Consider the following 15810-nt stretch of genomic DNA (forward strand, 5'->3'; position numbering starts at 1 on the left):
TATAAAGATGTGCTCACGCGTTACATGTCATGTTTGCAAGAAGGCGACCTGGTCAGGCTGCGGACAACATATTGAAGAAGCGCTAGCTGGAGTTCCAGAAGCAGATCGTTGCAAGTGCTGATCTAAATGTCGCGAATCGTCATTCTCGGTGCCGGAATTGCAGGCCATACAGCTGCACTTCACGCAAAGCGCCTTTTGGGAAAGAACAATCAAATTGTTGTAATTTCTCCAAATTCAAATTACAACTGGATTCCATCAAATATCTGGGTTGGCGTTGGCAAGATGCAGAAGGAACAAGTTCTGTTCCCTCTAGCACCTGTTTACAGGCGCAAGGGAATTGAATTCCACCAAGCTCTGGCTAAAAGTATTTATCCAGAAGGTGATGCAACAACAGCTGCGCCTTTCGTGGAGGTCTCATACACCGATCCAACAAAGACAAATGAAATTGGAAGAATCGAATACGACTTCCTAGTAAATGCAACTGGCCCAAAACTTAACTTTGCGGCAACCGAGGGACTTGGACCTGATGGACACACGGTTTCTGTTTGCACAGCTGGTCATGCTGTTGATGCAGCCGAGGCTTTACAAAAAATAATTGCACGAATGAAGGCTGGAGAAAAACAAACTCTCGCTATCGGCGTTGGTCATGGAACATGCACATGTGAAGGCGCTGCATTCGAGTACACATTTAATGTCGATCACGAACTGCGAATGGCAGGCGTGCGCGATATGGCAGACCTGGTTTACATCACCAATGAGTATGAATTAGGCGATTTTGGTGTTGGTGGAATGATCTTTACCCAAAGAGGTTTCCAAACAACAAGTAAGTTATGGACTGAATCTTTATTCCGTGAACGAGGCGTACGCGCAATTCTTGGTGCGCATGTCGAAAAAGTCGAAGCCGGCAAGGTTTACTACGAGCAAGTTGATGGCACCAAAGATGTATTGAACTTTGACTTTGCAATGCTGCTTCCACCATTCAGAGGAGTAGATCTAAAGGCATTTAATAAGGCCGGTGAGGATATTTCATCAACGATCTTTGCTCCAAGCGGTTTCATGAAAGTTGATGCCGACTATTCAGGAAAGCCGTATGAAGAGTGGAAAGCATCAGATTGGCCAAGCACATATCGCAATCCAAGCCATCCAAATATTTTTGCGGTGGGAATTGCATTTGCGCCACCTCATCAAATTTCAAAGCCTCGTAAATCTCCCAACGGAACAGTGATTGCGCCTTCACCTCCGCGCACTGGAATGCCATCTGGAATTATGGGCAAGCTTGCAATTCTGACAATTAAGGAATTGTTGAATAAGGGACCACAAGCAGAAGCTCACTCGGCTTCAATGGCAAAGATGGGAGCAGCTTGTGTTGCTTCATCTGGATCTGGATTAACTCAAGGTTCAGCTGCCGCAATGACAATGTTTCCAATCGTTCCAGATTATGAAAAGTATCCAAATACCGGTCGCAGTTTGAAAGATACTTACGGAGAGATTGGACTCAGCGGACACTGGATCAAACTATTACTTCATTACATGTTCATCTACAAAGCCAAAGGCCGTCCTGGCTGGCAGTTCATTCCGGAATAAAGGGGAGCAAATAATGGAAAATCCAAATGATTCAATTGCTCACGCACCACTACCTACTGAGAAGACCCTGCGTTTTCGAAAGAATCTTGTGATTCAACTTTGGCGATTTGTCGCAATTAACATCAAGATGCTCAACATGATCCGTAAGGGTCATCACCAAAAGGGGTAAATATGGCAACGAAGAAAATCTCACACGTACTCTCTGATGAAGAACAACTAGTCGCAATCGCTAAGCGAATTAAGCGCGCTCAGGGCCAATTAGGGGCTGTGGCACGCATGCTTGAAGAAGGTCGAAACTGCGAAGAGATTGTTACCCAGATGTCAGCGGTTTCAAAGGCGGTTAATACAGCTGCGTTCACTTTAATTTCCGCCAGTCTCAAGGAATGCCTTGTTGAAGGTAAGAATAATTCTGATGCGGTCACTGCTCAACTACAAAAACTGTTCTTAAGTCTTGCGTAAGGGAGAAAGAAATGAAAAAACTATTGGCATTAATGGCAGGTTTGCTCTTACTTGCAGGTTGTTCATCTAGCGCTGCAGGAGTCACAAATATGAATGTTTCAGAGTTCTCAAAAAAGATTGCAGAAGCTGGTGTAGTCACAGTCGATGTTCGCACTCCAGGTGAATTTATGACAGGTCACATTCAAGGCGCTCAAAACATTGATTTTGAGAGTGGAAATTTCGAAAATGAGATTTCAACTCTTGATAAGAACGGCACCTATGCTGTGTATTGCCGAAGTGGCAATCGTTCAGGTCAAGCAGTAGCAATCATGCATGACGCTGGATTTCATAATGTTTACAACCTCAATGGCGGAATCATCGACTGGACAAATTCAGGAATGATGCTGGTCAACAACTAATGCGCATTGTTGTTATTGGTGGAGTTGCGGGTGGCATGTCTGCGGCAACGCGCCTTCGTCGCCTAGATGCATCTGCCGAAATCATTGTCATTGAAAAAAGCGGCCATGTTTCTTATGCGAATTGTGGCCTGCCATATTATGTTGGCGGAGTAATCGAAGAAGAGAAAGATTTACTGCTTCAAACACCCGCAAGTCTTCACGCGCGCTTTCGTCTAGATGTTCGTGTTAGCACCGAAGTTTTAGCAATTAACCCAAGTAAGAAAACTGTTGCGATTAAGAATCTAGTAACTGGCGAAACAGCAGAACTTGATTACGACAAGCTAATTCTTAGCCCTGGTGCAGCACCAGCTGTTCCTCCAATCCCGGGTATTGAACGCGGAATGACACTTCGCACTGTTGAAGATGTCGAAAGAATTGCCGCAAGTGTTGGCAAAAAGCCGGCAAGCGCAGTAGTTATCGGTGGAGGATTCATTGGCGTGGAAATCGCCGAGAATCTAATTCATCGCAATATTCCAACCGCCTTGGTCGAAGCAACAGATCAAGTACTTATGCCTTTAGACCCAGAGCTTGCGACCTTGGTTGCAAAGGAGATGCGTTCACACAATGTTGATCTGCGCCTGGGATCAAGCGTTGTTTCAATCTCCGAAGATTCAGTTGAGTTAGCAAATGGCGAAAAGCTTCCGGCTGAAATAGTTATTTTGGCTATTGGCGTACGTCCTGAAATTGGCTTAGCTAAAGCAGCAGGACTTGAAATTGGAACTCGCAATGGAATTAAGGTTGATGACTTCAATCGCACTAGCAACCCCGACATTTATGCGGTTGGCGATGCTGCCGAAAAGACAGATGCCCTAGATGGAAATGCAACATTGGTTCCACTGGCAAATCTTGCTAATCGACATGGACGTGTTGTTGCCGATCACATCTGCGGATTAACGGTTCGCCCAGTCAAAACCATCGGTACCGCCATCGTTAAAGTCTTTGACTTAATGATCGCTACAACTGGTTGGAATGAAAAGCGCTTAAAGGCCGCAAACCGCGATCATCAAGCTATTCATATTCATCCAAATTCACATGCTGGTTATTACCCAGATGCAAAGCAGATGACTTTAAAGCTGATCTTTCATCCAAAGACTGGTGAAATTCTTGGCGCACAAGGTGTTGGAATTGAAGGCGTAGACAAGCGCATCGATGTAATTGCAACTGCAATTCGCGGCGGCATTACTGCACCAGAGCTTGCAGATTTAGAGCTTGCTTATGCTCCACCATTTGGTTCAGCGAAGGATCCAGTAAACATGCTTGGTTATGTTGCCGAAAATGTTGTGTCAGGTTTGTCAAAGGTCGCTCAATGGGATCAGATCGAGGAGTATCGCGCAAAGGGATATGAACTTCTTGATGTTCGTTCTCAGGCTGAATGTGGCCGCGGAATGATTCCGGGAGCGATCAATATTCCAGTTGATGAAATTCGCGAACGCCAATCAGAACTTAAGAACAAGAACATTCTTGTGAACTGCCAAGTTGGTCTTCGTGGTCATACGGGATCAATGCTTCTCAAGGAACTTGGTTTCAACGCAGTAAATCTTGATGGTGGGTATCTCACCTGGATTAATTCACCAGCAGCAACTAACTAAAGGAGAAGATTATGTGCAGCAGAACTACCTGTCGTAAATGTGGAAAGCCATCATGGAGTGGCTGTGGTCAACATATTGAGATTGCACTTAAGGGTGTTGCAAAGAAGGATCGTTGCCAGGGTCATGCAAATGATCCAAAGGAGCCAGGATTCTTCAGCAAGATGTTTGGTAAGAAGTCCTAAAGGATGGCAGCAATTAATGTAACTGAAGCTCAGTTTGAGGAGCTCATCCTCAAAGAAGGCATTGTTTTAGTTGATTTTTGGGCTGCTTGGTGTGGACCTTGTCGATCATTTGCTCCAGTTTATGAAGCAGCATCTGAAAAGTATCCAGATCTAACCTTTGCCAAGGTTGATACAGAAGCAGAACAGAACTTGGCTGCAGCTGCGGGAATCACTTCGATTCCAACGCTCATGATCTTTCGTGATGGGCTCCTTCTGTTTAGCCAACCAGGTGCTCTTCCTGGATCAGCATTAGATGATTTGATTGCACAAGTGTCAGCGCTAGATATGGATGAGATTCGCAAGGAAATTGCTGCAGATGCAGAAAAGAAATGAGCGCTTCTGAAAAGTGGAAGAGAGATTTAGAAGCTTGGGCAATCCCTCAAGAAATTATTGAACAAGCCCCAGAGTCTCCCTGGATACATCCACCTGCACTATTTCAAATTCCGAAACAAATAGAGTTAACGCCATCTCATCAAAAAGCGTTTGATTCATTGCCTGTCGATGGATCAATTTTAGATATTGGTTGCGGTGGAGGTATTGCTGCATTTGCAATGGGAAGCAAAGCGGGAAAAGTTATTGGCGTTGATCATCAACCAGAAATGCTGCAGATGTTTACCCAAAATGCACAAGACCGACATGTGGATTCAATTGTGCATGACGGGTTTTGGCCAGCGGTTGCAGAGAACGTTGAAGTTGCCGATGTTGCAGTTGCACATCACGTCGTCTACAACGTGCAAGAGATAGTTCCGTTTATCACTGCAATGAATTCGCATGCACGAAAAAGGGTTGTAATTGAAATGCCACAACATCACCCGCTTTCAAATTTGAGTTCAGCGTGGAAACATTTCTGGAACTTAGATCGGCCAAGTGCACCGACACCACAAGATTTAATTGAAGTATTGAAAGAGATGGGAATTAATGCTCATCTGCAATTGTGGGATGGAAAATTAAGGCAGGAACGCGATTTGGATGAAGCGGTTGGTTTCACACGAATTCGCCTCTGCCTTCCGCAAGAAAAAGTGGCGGATGTGAGGATATTCCTGCAGGAGAATCCACCATCTGAGATTCGCCCTTTGGCAACGATTTGGTGGGATATTTAAGCAAGAAGTGCAACAAATGGATGGTCAATCGTCACCGAATCGTTACCAATACTTCCTATGAAATCACCCTAGGCAAGCGTAGATTTCCATACGTCCAAGGGCTTTGACCCCTCAAAACCCAATGACCTTCGAAGGCTCAACATAAGAGAAAAGGACAATGATGTCAGATCTAAATAATGGCATTTCCCGCCGTTCAGTACTTAAGGGTGCTGCAGTTGGCGGTCTCGGACTAGCAGCAGGTGGATCACTTCTTGCTGGTTGCGGAGATAAAGCAACAGGACCTCTTGCATACGGTGCACGCTCCGTAGATGCAGGTCCAACAGCACAAAACGAAGCTTTGATCGCTGCTTACACAGCAAAGACAAAGAACGAAGTTAAGTACAACGCAACTGAGTCAAACGCGTTCCAGAACAACCTCTCACAGTACCTACAGGGAACACCTGACGATACTTTTGAGTGGATGGCTGGATATCGCATGCAGTTCTTCGCAGAGCAGGGTCTGCTTGCAGATCTAACTGGCGTATGGGATGCAATTGGCGATCAGTACGACGAGAGCTACAAGATTGCTTCAACAGGTCTTGATGGCAAGCAGTACTTCGTTCCAAAGTCTTGGTACCCATGGGGTATGCACTTCCGCAAGTCAATGTTCCAAGACTTGGGATTAAATGCAGACAACGTAACAAACTGGGATGAATTCCTAAAGATGCTTGATGGTATGAAGAAGAAGGGTCTTGTTGGTTTCGCTGCCGGAGATAAGGGCGGATGGGAAGCAATGGGAACATTCGACATCCTTAACGCACGTATCAACGGATACCAGTTCCACGTAGATCTTCTTGCTGGCCGCGAAAAGTGGACAGATGCAAAGGTCACAGATGTATTCACACACTGGTCACAGTTGCTTCCATACATGAATCCAAACGTTCTAGATCTCGAGTGGGATGGAGCTATGCAGCTTCTTCTACAGAAGAAGGCTGGATCAATGCTTATGGGTTCATGGTTCGGTGGAAACTTCAAGGAGCAGTCAGATGCTGATTACGCTGACCTTTCAATCATTCCATTCCCAGAAATTAACCCAGAGCACGGCCGCGACACTATCGATGCACCTATCGATGGTTGGTGTGTAGCTGCAAACGGTACAAATAATGATGGCGGAGCAGACTTCTTGAAGTTTGCTGGTGACATGGAAGGTGTTAACGCAACACTTGCTGCGAAGGATAAGGATGGCAAGTTGATCCCTATGACTTCAGCAAACAAGGGTCAGGACACTGCTTCATACGATCCATTCCAAAAGGAACAGCTTGCTGTTATGGCGGAAGCAAAGTACATCACTCAGTTCCTTGATCGCGATACTCGTCCAGACTTCGCAGGCCCAGTTGTTGGTCCAGCAATTCAGTCATGGTTCAAGAATCCAAAGGATGTTGCAAAGATCCAAGATACTTTGCAATCACAATGGGATGCACTTCCTCCTCTAGCTTAATTCGAAATTAATTTAAGAAATTAAATTAACAATTTAGATTAAATTAGAGATAGGGTTACAAGTATGAGCTCGACGGCGAAAGACATCACTAAGGTCTCTCGCCGTCGAGCCTTTTCCAAGGCAGATCGCACAACATTAAGTGCATTCGTAGGCATTCCGCTTTTCTTCCACCTTCTACTTGTGTGGATTCCAGCGGTATTAACAATTCTTCTTTCATTCACATATTGGTCAGGTATTTCAATCAGCCGAATTAAATGGGCTGGTCTTGCGAACTATCACAATATTTTCTTTGATACCCCAGCATTCTGGGAAGCGTTAAAGAACAACGTAATTTGGCTTGGCTGGTTCGCACTGATTGCGACCCCACTTGGAATTTTGCTTGCGTATCAAATTGATCGCCAAATTCGTGGACATAAATTTTACGAAACTGCGTACTACCTTCCTGTAGTGCTTTCTCTAGCTGTTACAGGAATCATCTGGAACTTCTTATTACGTCCAGATGGTTTTGTGAACGGCCTAATGGGTCGCGATATCGATAACGCAATTTCATTCTTTGGTAATTACGACATCAATATTTACGTGATTTTGACCATCGCCTCATGGCGACATATCGGCTACATCATGCTTCTTTATTTAGCTGGCCTAAAGTCTGTAGATGCTTCACTTCGTGAGGCTTCAGCACTAGATGGCGCTACCGAATGGCAGACCTTCAAGAAGGTCGTTTTTCCTTCAATGAAGCCTGTAAATATCATCGTTATCGTTATTACGATCATCGAATCCCTACGTGCATTCGACATTGTTTACATTATTTATGGCTCTTCAGCAGGTTTCCCAATCCTGGGAACTTTGGTGTTCCAAAACATTGCCGGTGAAGGTGCGTCTATGAAGGGTGCGGCTTATGCAGTAATCCTCTTCGCACTGTCTATCGGACCAATCATCGCCTACCTACGAACAACCTTTAAGAGTGATGTCCAATGAGCATTGACCTTTCACTTCAAGCCGCCGCTGCTAAGTACAAGAACAAGCAGAAGGTTAAGGATCGCTTTATTTCAGCCTTCATCGGTCTCTTTGCAATCGTGTGGATCTTCCCAATTGCGTGGACTATCTGGACCTCGCTTCGTCCATACAAAGATGTTCGAGCAAATGGTGTCTTCTCAGTGCCAAAGACGCTTAACCTCGACAATTATGTACAAGCGATTTCACGCATGGATCTACCGTTGTACTTTTGGAATACAGCAGCAATCACAATTCCTGCAGTTGCGCTAACTTTATTCTTTGGTTCACTCATTGCTTTCGTTGTAAGTCGTTACTCATTCAAATGGAATGTTTCACTTCTTCTACTTTTCACAGCAGGTAACTTGTTGCCTGCGCAGCTGGTTTTCATTCCTGTATTCAAGATGTACATCACCTTGGGTAAAGCAGTTGGTATTCCAAAACTTTTATATGACTCACCGTGGGGTGTAGTTCTCATTCACGTTGCATTCCAGATGGGCTTTGCAACATTTGTTCTTTCAAGTTATATGAAGACAGTTCCAAAAGAGATTTCAGAGTCTGCAATGGTCGACGGCGCGAGCGTTTTTGTTCACTACTCAAAGGTGATGCTTCCATTGCTTCGTCCAGCGCTTGCCTCACTTGGCGTATTGATGACAACCTGGATCTACAACGATTTCTTCTGGGCGCTCGTGCTTATGTCCTCGGACTCAAAGCGTCCAATCACTTCAGCACTTGGCCGTTTGCAAGGCGAATTTGTAACGGATTACAACCTCTTGGCAGCAGGTGCGACTATCGCAGCTTTGCCTACTTTGATTGTGTTCTTCGTATTACGTAAGCAGTTTGTATCAGGCTTAACTCTCGGCTCAACCAAGGGATAAATTATGAAGGCAATTCAGATCACCGAATTTGGTGGTCCAGATGTCATGCATCTGGTCGATTTAGATACTCCAACTCCATCAGAGGGCCAAGAGTTAATTAGTGTTTCTGCGATTGGAATTAACTACGCAGATACTCATCAGACAGAGAACTCATACCTTTCTCCTCAAAAACTTCCGTTAGTTCCTGGAATTGAAGTTGTTGGAACAACCGCATCAGGTCTTCGCGTATTAGCGCCAGTTGATGGTGGGGGATACGCGCAACAAGCTGTCACCCACTCAGCAACGATGATTCCAATTCCAGATGGTGTGACAGATGAGCAAGCTCTGTGCATGTTGGTTCAAGGATCAACCGCTTGGCATATTTTGAAAACAGTTGGACACCTGCAACCAGGTGAAACAGTTGTTGTTCATGCAGCAGCTGGCGGTGTCGGAACAATTGCAATTCAATTAGCAAAGTTGTGGGGCGCAAAGGTTATTGCAGTTGCATCATCTGAAGGTAAACGTGCACTTGCGACATCACTCGGTGCAGATGCAGTTGTTGAAGCAACTCATGAAAATCTTGGAGATGCAATCAAAGCCGCTAATGGTGGCAAGCGCGTTAATTTGATTCTCGAAATGGTTGGCGGAAAGACATTTGATGACAGCCTAGAAATTCTTGCGCCATTTGGTCGCTTAGTTACATATGGAATGGCATCACGTGTTGCACCATCAATGATTCAACCTGCAACGCTTATGGGTGGAAGTAAAACAATCACAGGATTTTGGTTGTCACATTGCTTTGGTAAGAAAGAGTTAATGAATGATGTGATTGAGCAACTTTTTGCATTGGTCAAAGAAGGAAAGTTGAAGCCAGTTATCGGCGCAACGTATCCACTGAGCCAAGCAAGCACCGCACATAAGGCGATGCTGAGCCGTGAAACCACGGGCAAAATCACGCTAAATCCGATGGAGTAACGCCCTCTTTTTTGCCATTCCTATTAATACAGGTAGGCTTCGCATTCGACCTATGCCCCCCTAGCTCAGTTGGTAGAGCGTTTCCATGGTAAGGAAAAGGTCACCGGTCCGATTCCGGTGGGGGGCTCGAGAGAGTTCTTCACCAAAGAAGATCTGTTTCACAAGCACAACCCTTGGCGGGGTAGCTCAGCTTGGTAGAGCAAGCGGCTCATAATCGCTGTGTCGTGGGTTCAAATCCCGCCTCCGCTACTAGTACAACAAGCGTGAATTTCGCGCTACGAGATGGCTCGGGTAACCTAAGCCTCTCGTTAACGACTGAAGGAGTAAGACCATGGCAAGCAAGAGCGCGGACGTACGTCCAAAGATCACCATGGCATGCGTCGATTGCAAAGAGCGTAACTACATCACAAAGAAGAACCGCCGCAACGATCCAGACCGTATGGAGCTAAAGAAGTTCTGTCCACGTTGCAAGTCTTCAACTCTTCACCGCGAAACTCGCTAATGATCAATCCCGATTCGGTCGGGCGCACCTTTGAAGGTGCAGATTCTGTAACTGTTTCTCAATCTGAAATTGATGCCTTTTGTGCTGTCATCTCAGAAACAAATACAACTGTTGCACCTCCAACATTCTCAATTCGCATCTCGCTGTCTCAATACGAATCAATTCTGACTCAACCCGAAATCGGCGTTGATTGGACTCGTTTGGTTCATGGCGATCAAAAGTTTGAAATCTTTCGTCCTATTGTTGCCGGAGATGTTTTTAAATGCTCGGCAACAATCGAAACACTGCGCGTAGCAGCCGGTAATGAAATTATTTCTGTTCGTTCAGATTTACATAACGGATCCGAACTTGTCGCTTCATCATGGTCAACATTGGTGGTGCGCGCATGATTGAGGTTGGCACAGTCTTAGAAGAGAAAGTTTTTTACTTAGATCGCGCGATGTTAAAAGCGTATGCAGATGCAAGTGGGGATCAAAACCCAATTCATCAAAATGAAGAGTTTGCACTCTCTGTTGGACTTCCTAATGTAATTGCACACGGCATGCTAACTATGGCTTTAGTAGGAAAGTATGTAACTGATTGGGCGGGTGGTTCAGCTGCTGTTAAAGAGTATTCAGCTCGCTTTGTTAAGCCAGTTATTGTTCCTGCAGATCAAAAGGTTGATTTGACAGTTACTGCAACTGTTGCAGAAGTAAATGGAAATCAAGTGTCACTAACTCTAAGCGCAACATCTGCAGGAGTTAAGGTACTTGGTATGGCAAAAGCGGTAGTTGTTAAGTGAGCATTCCTGATTCAGTAACAGCACTTGCCCAAGCGCGTACCGATGCACGTGCAGCAAAGGATTTCGCATTAGCGGATAAGTACCGCGATGAACTTCTGCAAGCGGGGTATGAGATAGTTGATGTGGCGGGCGGCTATGAACTTAAGCCAAAGAAGCCATACATAACCCTTGCTTACCCCCGCGATATTCGCACAATTGATCTTGAAAAAGATGTTGTCGTTGGATTAATTGTTGATGGATATACCGATGATGCTTTAGAAACTGTTAAAACAATTAAGGCCAATAGCGATTGCGGTGTTGCAATTATTTCAATCGGCGATGCCGGCACCTTATTTGAACAAATGGATAAGCGCACCTACTTAATTGCAGTTAACCCAGGAGCGGCATGGGGAGATTGTGCAAATGTTTTCCTTGAAAAGCTGCAAAGTAAATATGTCGTAATCATGGATCCATCAACTCGTTTTACCGGCGATGCAATTACGCCAGTTGTTGAAGAGTTAGAAAAGGGCGAGTACGTCGCAGTTGGTTGGCGTGGTGGATTAGTAAACACCGATGATGAATGGCGAAGTGTTGATGACAAGGGTCCGGGCGAAGTAGATGTTTTGTTCTCGTACTTCATGGCTTTTAATCGCGCAGCAATGATCGAAGTTGGTGGCTTTAATCCACGCGCTTTGTATTATCGAAATGCTGATATCGAGTACTCATTAAAGATTCGCCAAGCCGGTGGAAAGCTGTTTCAGATGGAACTTCCGCTTACTCAAGATCGTCACCATGGGTATCACGATGCAGATCCTGAGTACCGTGAGGTTCAGTCAAAGAAGAATTACGATCGCATCCTGGATAAGTACCGAGGTAAAAGCGCAATTTTGTCTCCACGCAGGTAACCTTCTTACATGACCGAGTTATCCAAGTACACAAGCTTCCGTGTGGGTGGCCCGGCTTCAAAAATCATTCAGGTTTCTACTGAAGCTGAAATCATCGCTGCAATTGAAGATGCAGGGGATTCACCCATCTTGATCATGGGCGGCGGTACCAACGTTCTTATTTCAGATAAGGGCTTTGATGGCACCGTTATTCGTATTTCAAATAACTCAGTTCAATCCGAAGTTGATGCCTGCAGCGGTGCAACGCTAACAATTGGTGCGGGTGAAGATTGGGACACATTTGTACAAACCACAATTGATCGTGGTTTTGCCGGATTAGAAACATTAAGTGGAATTCCTGGCACAGTAGGTGCAGCACCAATTCAAAACATTGGTGCATATGGACATGAGGTTGCAGAGTTCATCACTCGCGTTCGCACCTACGATCGCCAAGAAAAAGCATTGAAAACATTTACCAACAGCGAATGTCAGTTTTCATATCGCAACTCCTATTTCAAAGCACACCCAGGTCGTTATGTAGTTCTAGAAGTTCAATTCCAGATTCGTCGCGGAGATTTCAGTGATCCAATTACTTATGTCGAGCTTTCAAAGAAGTTAGGTATCGAACCGGGGGATAAAGCACCAGTTACTGCAACTCGCGCTGCCGTTCTTGAACTTCGCGCAAGTAAAGGCATGCTGTTGAAAAATGATGATCATGATTCATGGTCAGCAGGATCATTCTTTACAAATCCAATTATTTCTCAACAAGCAGCAGATGAACTTCCAAACGCTGCACCTAAGTGGCCGCTTAATGATGGTCGTGTAAAGGTTTCAGCCGCATGGCTCATTGAAAACTCTGGAATTCATAAGGGCGATGAAGTTGGTGGCGCACGCATTTCTACAAAACATGTACTTGCATTATCTAATTCAGGAAATGCAACAGCATCAGATATCGCAGAGCTTGCAAAGCGCGCGCGAAATCAAGTTAAAGAGGTCTTTGGAATAACCCTTGAAGCAGAGGTAAATCTTGTTGGAGTAGAGATTTAACCTTCTGTAATTAGCTTCTTGATACGCCCAATACCTTCAACAATATCTTCATCGCTTGTTGCGTATGAGAATCGTAAGTAACCAGATGGACCAAATGCTTCACCAGGTACAGCGGCAACCTCAACCTCTTCAAGAATCAAAGTAGCTAATTCTGCAGATGTTGTAGGTGTTTTACCGCGAATCGTCTTACCAAGTACACCTTTAACAGATGGGTAAACATAGAAAGCTCCAGTAGGTGTTGGGCATTCAAATCCAGGAATTTCATTAATTAGATCAACGATCAATTTGCGACGACGGTTAAATGCTTCGCCCATTGTATGAACTGCATCAAGGTTTCCAGTCAACGCTGCAATTGCTGCACGCTGCGAAACATTTGAAACATTTGATGTTAAGTGTGACTGCAAGTTAGTTGCTGCCTTAATTACATCCTTAGGTCCGATCATCCAACCTACGCGCCAACCTGTCATCGCATATGTCTTTGCAACACCATTAAGGATGATGCAGGTATCTGCGAGCGCTGGAACTAAAACAGGAAGTGATGGAGCTGTTGCACCGTCATATAGAAGGTGCTCATAAATTTCATCTGTGATTACCCAGATGTTGTTCTTCACTGCCCATTCACCAATCGCCTTAACCTGTTCAACAGAGTAAACAGAACCTGTTGGGTTAGATGGTGAGCAGAAAAGCAAAACCTTTGTCTTTGGTGTGCGAGCGGCTTCTAACTGTTCAACTGACACAAGATAGTTTTGAGTCTCATCAGCAAAAACTTCTACAGATACTCCGCCAGCTAATTTGATGCACTCTGGGTATGTTGTCCAGTAAGGAGAAGGAAGTAGAACTTCATCGCCTGGATCAACAATTGATGCAAATGCTTGGTACACAGCTTGCTTTCCACCATTTGTAACTAAAACTTGGTCCGCGGTGATTTCGTAGTTGCTGTCACGCTTTGTCTTAGCAACGATCGCATCGCGCAGATCTGGCAATCCTGGTGTTGGTGAGTAGCGATGATTTGCTACAACCTTTGTTGCCGCAGCAGCTGCTTCAACGATGTAATCAGGAGTTGGAAAATCTGGCTCGCCTGCGCCAAAGCCAATTACTGGACGACCAGCTGCTTTGAGCGCCTTTGCTTTTGCATCAACCGCCAAAGTGGCTGATTCTGCGATTGCGGCGATACGGGCTGAGATACGTGGAGTCATAGGCGTAAGTCTGCCGTATTCCAAGCGCGAGTTAGACCTGAACCCCACCTTGCCTCTACACTTCGACGCTCACGAGGGTTTGCTTTTCCCTATGGTTTCGCCATGCTCTCGCGAAGGGCAGTAGCTCAATTGGCTAGAGTTGCCGTCTCCAAAGCGGCCGGTTGGGGGTTCGAGTCCCTCCTGCCCTGCAAGAAGTTTTACCCGAAGTACCAAACGAAGTTCGAAAGGAAATGACGATGACAGAGTCAGTTGAACAAGTAGCCGAGAAGCTCGGTCTATTTGCGCGCGTTGGACTTTTCTATCGCCAAGTAGTTTCAGAACTTCGCAAGGTTGTATGGCCTACACGTAATCAGCTAACAACATATACAGCTGTTGTACTTGTATTCGTTTCATTCATCATTGCCGTTGTATCCCTCTTCGATCTTGTTTTAACAAAGATCGTCTTCTGGGTATTTGGATAAGGGAAGACAATGACTGAAGAGATCAAACCAGACGCATTTGAAGCAGCGCTCGCTGCTAATGCGACAGAGATTTCAACTCCAGTAGTTGAAGAAGAGATCGTTGAAGCACCAGTAGCTTCGACTGAGCCAGAACTTGCGCTCGCATCAGATGAAGATGGCGACATCGAATCAGATGAAAATGATCCAAATGCAGAATTCCGTCGCACACTGCGCACAGCACTTGGCGATTGGTATGTAGTTCACTCTTACGCAGGTTACGAGAAGAAGGTAAAAGCAAACCTTCACAACCGTATCGCTTCATTAAATATGGAGGATTACATCTTCCAGATTGAAGTTCCTGAAGAAGAGGTAAAGGAACTTAAGAACGGCCAGTTCAAGATGGTTAAGCGCAACATCTACCCAGGTTACGTTTTGGTTCGCATGGATCTAACTGATGAGTCTTGGTCAGTAGTTCGTAACACTCCTGGTGTTACAGGCTTCGTTGGCAACGCTCACCACCCATCTCCATTAAGCATGGATGAGGTTGAAAAGATTCTTGCTCCACGCCCACAGAAGAAGTCTGAAAAGGATCAAATCCGCGTTGTTGATTTCGAAGTTGGCGAATCAGTCACTGTTATGGATGGCCCATTTGCAACGCTTCCAGCATCGATCTCAGAGATCATGCCAGAGCAGGCAAAGCTAAAGGTTCTGGTTTCAATCTTCGGACGTGAAACACCAGTTGAGCTTTCATTCGGTCAAGTACAAAAGATTTAACCACTTAGATTTATTTCGGGAAAACCAAGAAAAAGAGGAATAAGAAATGGCACCAAAGAAGAAGGTAAGCGGCTTCATCAAGTTGCAGATTCAGGCTGGAGCAGCAACACCTGCACCACCAGTGGGTCCTGCGCTAGGTCAGCATGGTGTCAACATCATGGAGTTCGTGAAGGCATACAACGATGCAACAGCATCACAAAAGGGCCAGATCATTCCAGTTGAGATCACTGTGTACGAAGATCGCTCATTCACATTCATCACCAAGACACCTCCTGCATCACGTTTGATCTTGAAGGCTGCTGGCGTTGAAAAGGGATCAGCTGTTCCTCACAAGACAAAGGTTGCAAACATCACCATGGCTCAGGTCAAGGAGATCGCAACTCAGAAGATGTCTGACCTCAATGCAAATGACATTGATGCAGCTGCGAAGATCATTGCGGGCACAGCTCGTTCAATGGGAATCACAGTAAACGGCTAATAAAGAAATAAATTTCTCAACACCAAATCGGTGAAGA

Annotated in this window: 22 protein-coding genes and 3 tRNA genes; 24 read left to right on the top strand and 1 reads right to left on the bottom strand. The window is 45.2% G+C overall.

Annotated elements, in window-relative coordinates:
- The first annotated feature begins 7 nt into the window (after window positions 1-7).
- The 20 genes from AC8GFU_RS00920 (at window position 8) to AC8GFU_RS01015 (ending at window position 12885) form a co-directional block, all read left to right on the top strand.
- Window positions 8-121, top strand: coding sequence for a DUF8730 family Cys-rich protein (locus tag AC8GFU_RS00920; RefSeq protein ID WP_506626640.1), 114 nt, complete (start codon window positions 8-10; stop codon window positions 119-121).
- A gap of 5 nt (window positions 122-126) precedes the next feature.
- Complete coding sequence (locus AC8GFU_RS00925; protein WP_506626641.1) at window positions 127-1584, top strand: NAD(P)/FAD-dependent oxidoreductase; 1458 nt, start codon at window positions 127-129, stop codon at window positions 1582-1584.
- Between the two features lie 13 nt (window positions 1585-1597).
- Window positions 1598-1753, top strand: coding sequence for a hypothetical protein (locus tag AC8GFU_RS00930; protein WP_506626642.1), 156 nt, complete (start codon window positions 1598-1600; stop codon window positions 1751-1753).
- Window positions 1754-1755: 2 nt separating this feature from the next.
- Window positions 1756-2043, top strand: a complete 288-nt coding sequence (locus AC8GFU_RS00935) for a metal-sensitive transcriptional regulator (RefSeq protein WP_506626643.1) — start codon at window positions 1756-1758, stop codon at window positions 2041-2043.
- Window positions 2044-2054: 11 nt separating this feature from the next.
- Complete coding sequence (locus tag AC8GFU_RS00940; RefSeq protein ID WP_506626644.1) at window positions 2055-2441, top strand: rhodanese-like domain-containing protein; 387 nt, start codon at window positions 2055-2057, stop codon at window positions 2439-2441.
- Window positions 2441-4069 carry an FAD-dependent oxidoreductase gene (locus tag AC8GFU_RS00945; protein WP_506626645.1) on the top strand — a complete coding sequence of 543 codons (1629 nt, stop codon included), beginning with the start codon at window positions 2441-2443 and terminating at the stop codon, window positions 4067-4069. The genes AC8GFU_RS00940 and AC8GFU_RS00945 overlap by 1 nt, the downstream gene beginning before the upstream one ends.
- 11 nt (window positions 4070-4080) lie before the next feature.
- The gene (locus AC8GFU_RS00950; RefSeq protein WP_506626646.1) at window positions 4081-4251 is read left to right on the top strand and encodes a DUF8730 family Cys-rich protein; all 171 of its coding nucleotides are present in this window, start codon (window positions 4081-4083) and stop codon (window positions 4249-4251) included.
- A 3-nt stretch (window positions 4252-4254) separates the two neighbouring features.
- The gene (gene trxA / locus AC8GFU_RS00955) at window positions 4255-4623 is read left to right on the top strand and encodes a thioredoxin (protein ID WP_506626647.1); all 369 of its coding nucleotides are present in this window, start codon (window positions 4255-4257) and stop codon (window positions 4621-4623) included.
- Complete coding sequence (locus AC8GFU_RS00960; RefSeq protein WP_506626648.1) at window positions 4620-5390, top strand: class I SAM-dependent methyltransferase; 771 nt, start codon at window positions 4620-4622, stop codon at window positions 5388-5390. Before trxA ends, AC8GFU_RS00960 begins: the two co-directional genes overlap by 4 nt.
- 157 nt (window positions 5391-5547) lie before the next feature.
- Entirely contained in the window at window positions 5548-6867 is a 1320-nt protein-coding gene (locus AC8GFU_RS00965; RefSeq protein WP_506626649.1) for an ABC transporter substrate-binding protein, read from the top strand.
- 63 nt (window positions 6868-6930) lie between these two features.
- Window positions 6931-7845 carry a carbohydrate ABC transporter permease gene (locus AC8GFU_RS00970; RefSeq protein ID WP_506626650.1) on the top strand — a complete coding sequence of 305 codons (915 nt, stop codon included), beginning with the start codon at window positions 6931-6933 and terminating at the stop codon, window positions 7843-7845.
- Window positions 7842-8738: a carbohydrate ABC transporter permease gene (locus AC8GFU_RS00975; RefSeq protein WP_506626651.1), complete on the top strand. Its 897-nt coding sequence runs from the start codon at window positions 7842-7844 to the stop codon at window positions 8736-8738. Before AC8GFU_RS00970 ends, AC8GFU_RS00975 begins: the two co-directional genes overlap by 4 nt.
- A 3-nt stretch (window positions 8739-8741) precedes the next feature.
- Window positions 8742-9692: a quinone oxidoreductase family protein gene (locus tag AC8GFU_RS00980; RefSeq protein ID WP_506626652.1), complete on the top strand. Its 951-nt coding sequence runs from the start codon at window positions 8742-8744 to the stop codon at window positions 9690-9692.
- 54 nt (window positions 9693-9746) lie between these two features.
- Window positions 9747-9819 (top strand) — tRNA-Thr (locus AC8GFU_RS00985).
- 48 nt (window positions 9820-9867) lie between these two features.
- Window positions 9868-9941: transfer RNA gene (locus AC8GFU_RS00990), tRNA-Met, on the top strand.
- Window positions 9942-10023: 82 nt separating this feature from the next.
- A complete protein-coding gene (gene rpmG, locus AC8GFU_RS00995) occupies window positions 10024-10194 on the top strand; it encodes a 50S ribosomal protein L33 (protein ID WP_017955317.1) in 171 nt (56 codons plus the stop codon).
- Window positions 10194-10583: an FAS1-like dehydratase domain-containing protein gene (locus tag AC8GFU_RS01000; RefSeq protein WP_506626653.1), complete on the top strand. Its 390-nt coding sequence runs from the start codon at window positions 10194-10196 to the stop codon at window positions 10581-10583. Before rpmG ends, AC8GFU_RS01000 begins: the two co-directional genes overlap by 1 nt.
- Window positions 10580-10975 carry a MaoC/PaaZ C-terminal domain-containing protein gene (locus AC8GFU_RS01005; protein WP_506626654.1) on the top strand — a complete coding sequence of 132 codons (396 nt, stop codon included), beginning with the start codon at window positions 10580-10582 and terminating at the stop codon, window positions 10973-10975. The genes AC8GFU_RS01000 and AC8GFU_RS01005 overlap by 4 nt, the downstream gene beginning before the upstream one ends.
- Entirely contained in the window at window positions 10972-11859 is an 888-nt protein-coding gene (locus AC8GFU_RS01010) for a glycosyltransferase family 2 protein (protein WP_506626655.1), read from the top strand. Before AC8GFU_RS01005 ends, AC8GFU_RS01010 begins: the two co-directional genes overlap by 4 nt.
- Before the next feature lie 9 nt (window positions 11860-11868).
- Window positions 11869-12885, top strand: coding sequence for a UDP-N-acetylmuramate dehydrogenase (locus tag AC8GFU_RS01015; RefSeq protein ID WP_506626656.1), 1017 nt, complete (start codon window positions 11869-11871; stop codon window positions 12883-12885).
- On the opposite strand, the gene AC8GFU_RS01020 is transcribed toward AC8GFU_RS01015, so the two are convergent.
- The gene (locus tag AC8GFU_RS01020; protein ID WP_506626657.1) at window positions 12882-14081 is read right to left on the bottom strand and encodes a pyridoxal phosphate-dependent aminotransferase; all 1200 of its coding nucleotides are present in this window, start codon (window positions 14079-14081) and stop codon (window positions 12882-12884) included. The two genes, AC8GFU_RS01015 and AC8GFU_RS01020, sit on opposite strands and share 4 nt — an antisense overlap.
- Window positions 14082-14195: 114 nt before the next feature.
- On the opposite strand from AC8GFU_RS01020, the gene AC8GFU_RS01025 reads away from it, so the two are divergent.
- The 4 genes from AC8GFU_RS01025 to rplK all read left to right on the top strand — a co-directional run bounded on the left by AC8GFU_RS01025 (window position 14196) and on the right by rplK (window position 15773).
- A tRNA-Trp gene (locus AC8GFU_RS01025) sits at window positions 14196-14269 on the top strand.
- Window positions 14270-14317: 48 nt separating this feature from the next.
- The gene (gene secE / locus AC8GFU_RS01030) at window positions 14318-14542 is read left to right on the top strand and encodes a preprotein translocase subunit SecE (RefSeq protein WP_506626658.1); all 225 of its coding nucleotides are present in this window, start codon (window positions 14318-14320) and stop codon (window positions 14540-14542) included.
- 9 nt (window positions 14543-14551) lie between these two features.
- Window positions 14552-15295 carry a transcription termination/antitermination protein NusG gene (nusG, locus tag AC8GFU_RS01035; protein WP_506626659.1) on the top strand — a complete coding sequence of 248 codons (744 nt, stop codon included), beginning with the start codon at window positions 14552-14554 and terminating at the stop codon, window positions 15293-15295.
- Window positions 15296-15341: 46 nt separating this feature from the next.
- The gene (gene rplK, locus AC8GFU_RS01040) at window positions 15342-15773 is read left to right on the top strand and encodes a 50S ribosomal protein L11 (protein WP_506626660.1); all 432 of its coding nucleotides are present in this window, start codon (window positions 15342-15344) and stop codon (window positions 15771-15773) included.
- Window positions 15774-15810 lie beyond the last annotated feature (37 nt).

Source organism: Planktophila warneckei (SeqCode), assembly GCF_965234675.1.
GTDB classification, from domain to species: Bacteria; Actinomycetota; Actinomycetes; order Nanopelagicales; family Nanopelagicaceae; genus Planktophila; species Planktophila warneckei.

Bases quoted from the DNA above. Each gene is read 5' to 3' on its own strand.
- AC8GFU_RS01015 (WP_506626656.1), top strand. From the start codon at position 11,869: ATGACCGAGTTATCCAAGTACACAAGCTTCCGTGTGGGTGGCCCGGCT.
- AC8GFU_RS01000 (WP_506626653.1), top strand. From the start codon at position 10,194: ATGATCAATCCCGATTCGGTCGGGCGCACCTTTGAAGGTGCAGATTCT.
- rpmG (WP_017955317.1), top strand. From the start codon at position 10,024: ATGGCAAGCAAGAGCGCGGACGTACGTCCAAAGATCACCATGGCATGC.
- AC8GFU_RS01020 (WP_506626657.1), bottom strand. From the start codon at position 14,081: ATGACTCCACGTATCTCAGCCCGTATCGCCGCAATCGCAGAATCAGCC.
- AC8GFU_RS00950 (WP_506626646.1), top strand. From the start codon at position 4,081: ATGTGCAGCAGAACTACCTGTCGTAAATGTGGAAAGCCATCATGGAGT.
- AC8GFU_RS00935 (WP_506626643.1), top strand. From the start codon at position 1,756: ATGGCAACGAAGAAAATCTCACACGTACTCTCTGATGAAGAACAACTA.
- AC8GFU_RS00970 (WP_506626650.1), top strand. From the start codon at position 6,931: ATGAGCTCGACGGCGAAAGACATCACTAAGGTCTCTCGCCGTCGAGCC.
- AC8GFU_RS01005 (WP_506626654.1), top strand. From the start codon at position 10,580: ATGATTGAGGTTGGCACAGTCTTAGAAGAGAAAGTTTTTTACTTAGAT.
- AC8GFU_RS00975 (WP_506626651.1), top strand. From the start codon at position 7,842: ATGAGCATTGACCTTTCACTTCAAGCCGCCGCTGCTAAGTACAAGAAC.
- AC8GFU_RS00925 (WP_506626641.1), top strand. From the start codon at position 127: ATGTCGCGAATCGTCATTCTCGGTGCCGGAATTGCAGGCCATACAGCT.
- AC8GFU_RS00930 (WP_506626642.1), top strand. From the start codon at position 1,598: ATGGAAAATCCAAATGATTCAATTGCTCACGCACCACTACCTACTGAG.
- nusG (WP_506626659.1), top strand. From the start codon at position 14,552: ATGACTGAAGAGATCAAACCAGACGCATTTGAAGCAGCGCTCGCTGCT.
- AC8GFU_RS00940 (WP_506626644.1), top strand. From the start codon at position 2,055: ATGAAAAAACTATTGGCATTAATGGCAGGTTTGCTCTTACTTGCAGGT.
- secE (WP_506626658.1), top strand. From the start codon at position 14,318: ATGACAGAGTCAGTTGAACAAGTAGCCGAGAAGCTCGGTCTATTTGCG.
- rplK (WP_506626660.1), top strand. From the start codon at position 15,342: ATGGCACCAAAGAAGAAGGTAAGCGGCTTCATCAAGTTGCAGATTCAG.
- AC8GFU_RS00920 (WP_506626640.1), top strand. From the start codon at position 8: ATGTGCTCACGCGTTACATGTCATGTTTGCAAGAAGGCGACCTGGTCA.
- AC8GFU_RS00945 (WP_506626645.1), top strand. From the start codon at position 2,441: ATGCGCATTGTTGTTATTGGTGGAGTTGCGGGTGGCATGTCTGCGGCA.
- AC8GFU_RS00960 (WP_506626648.1), top strand. From the start codon at position 4,620: ATGAGCGCTTCTGAAAAGTGGAAGAGAGATTTAGAAGCTTGGGCAATC.
- AC8GFU_RS00980 (WP_506626652.1), top strand. From the start codon at position 8,742: ATGAAGGCAATTCAGATCACCGAATTTGGTGGTCCAGATGTCATGCAT.
- AC8GFU_RS00965 (WP_506626649.1), top strand. From the start codon at position 5,548: ATGATGTCAGATCTAAATAATGGCATTTCCCGCCGTTCAGTACTTAAG.
- trxA (WP_506626647.1), top strand. From the start codon at position 4,255: ATGGCAGCAATTAATGTAACTGAAGCTCAGTTTGAGGAGCTCATCCTC.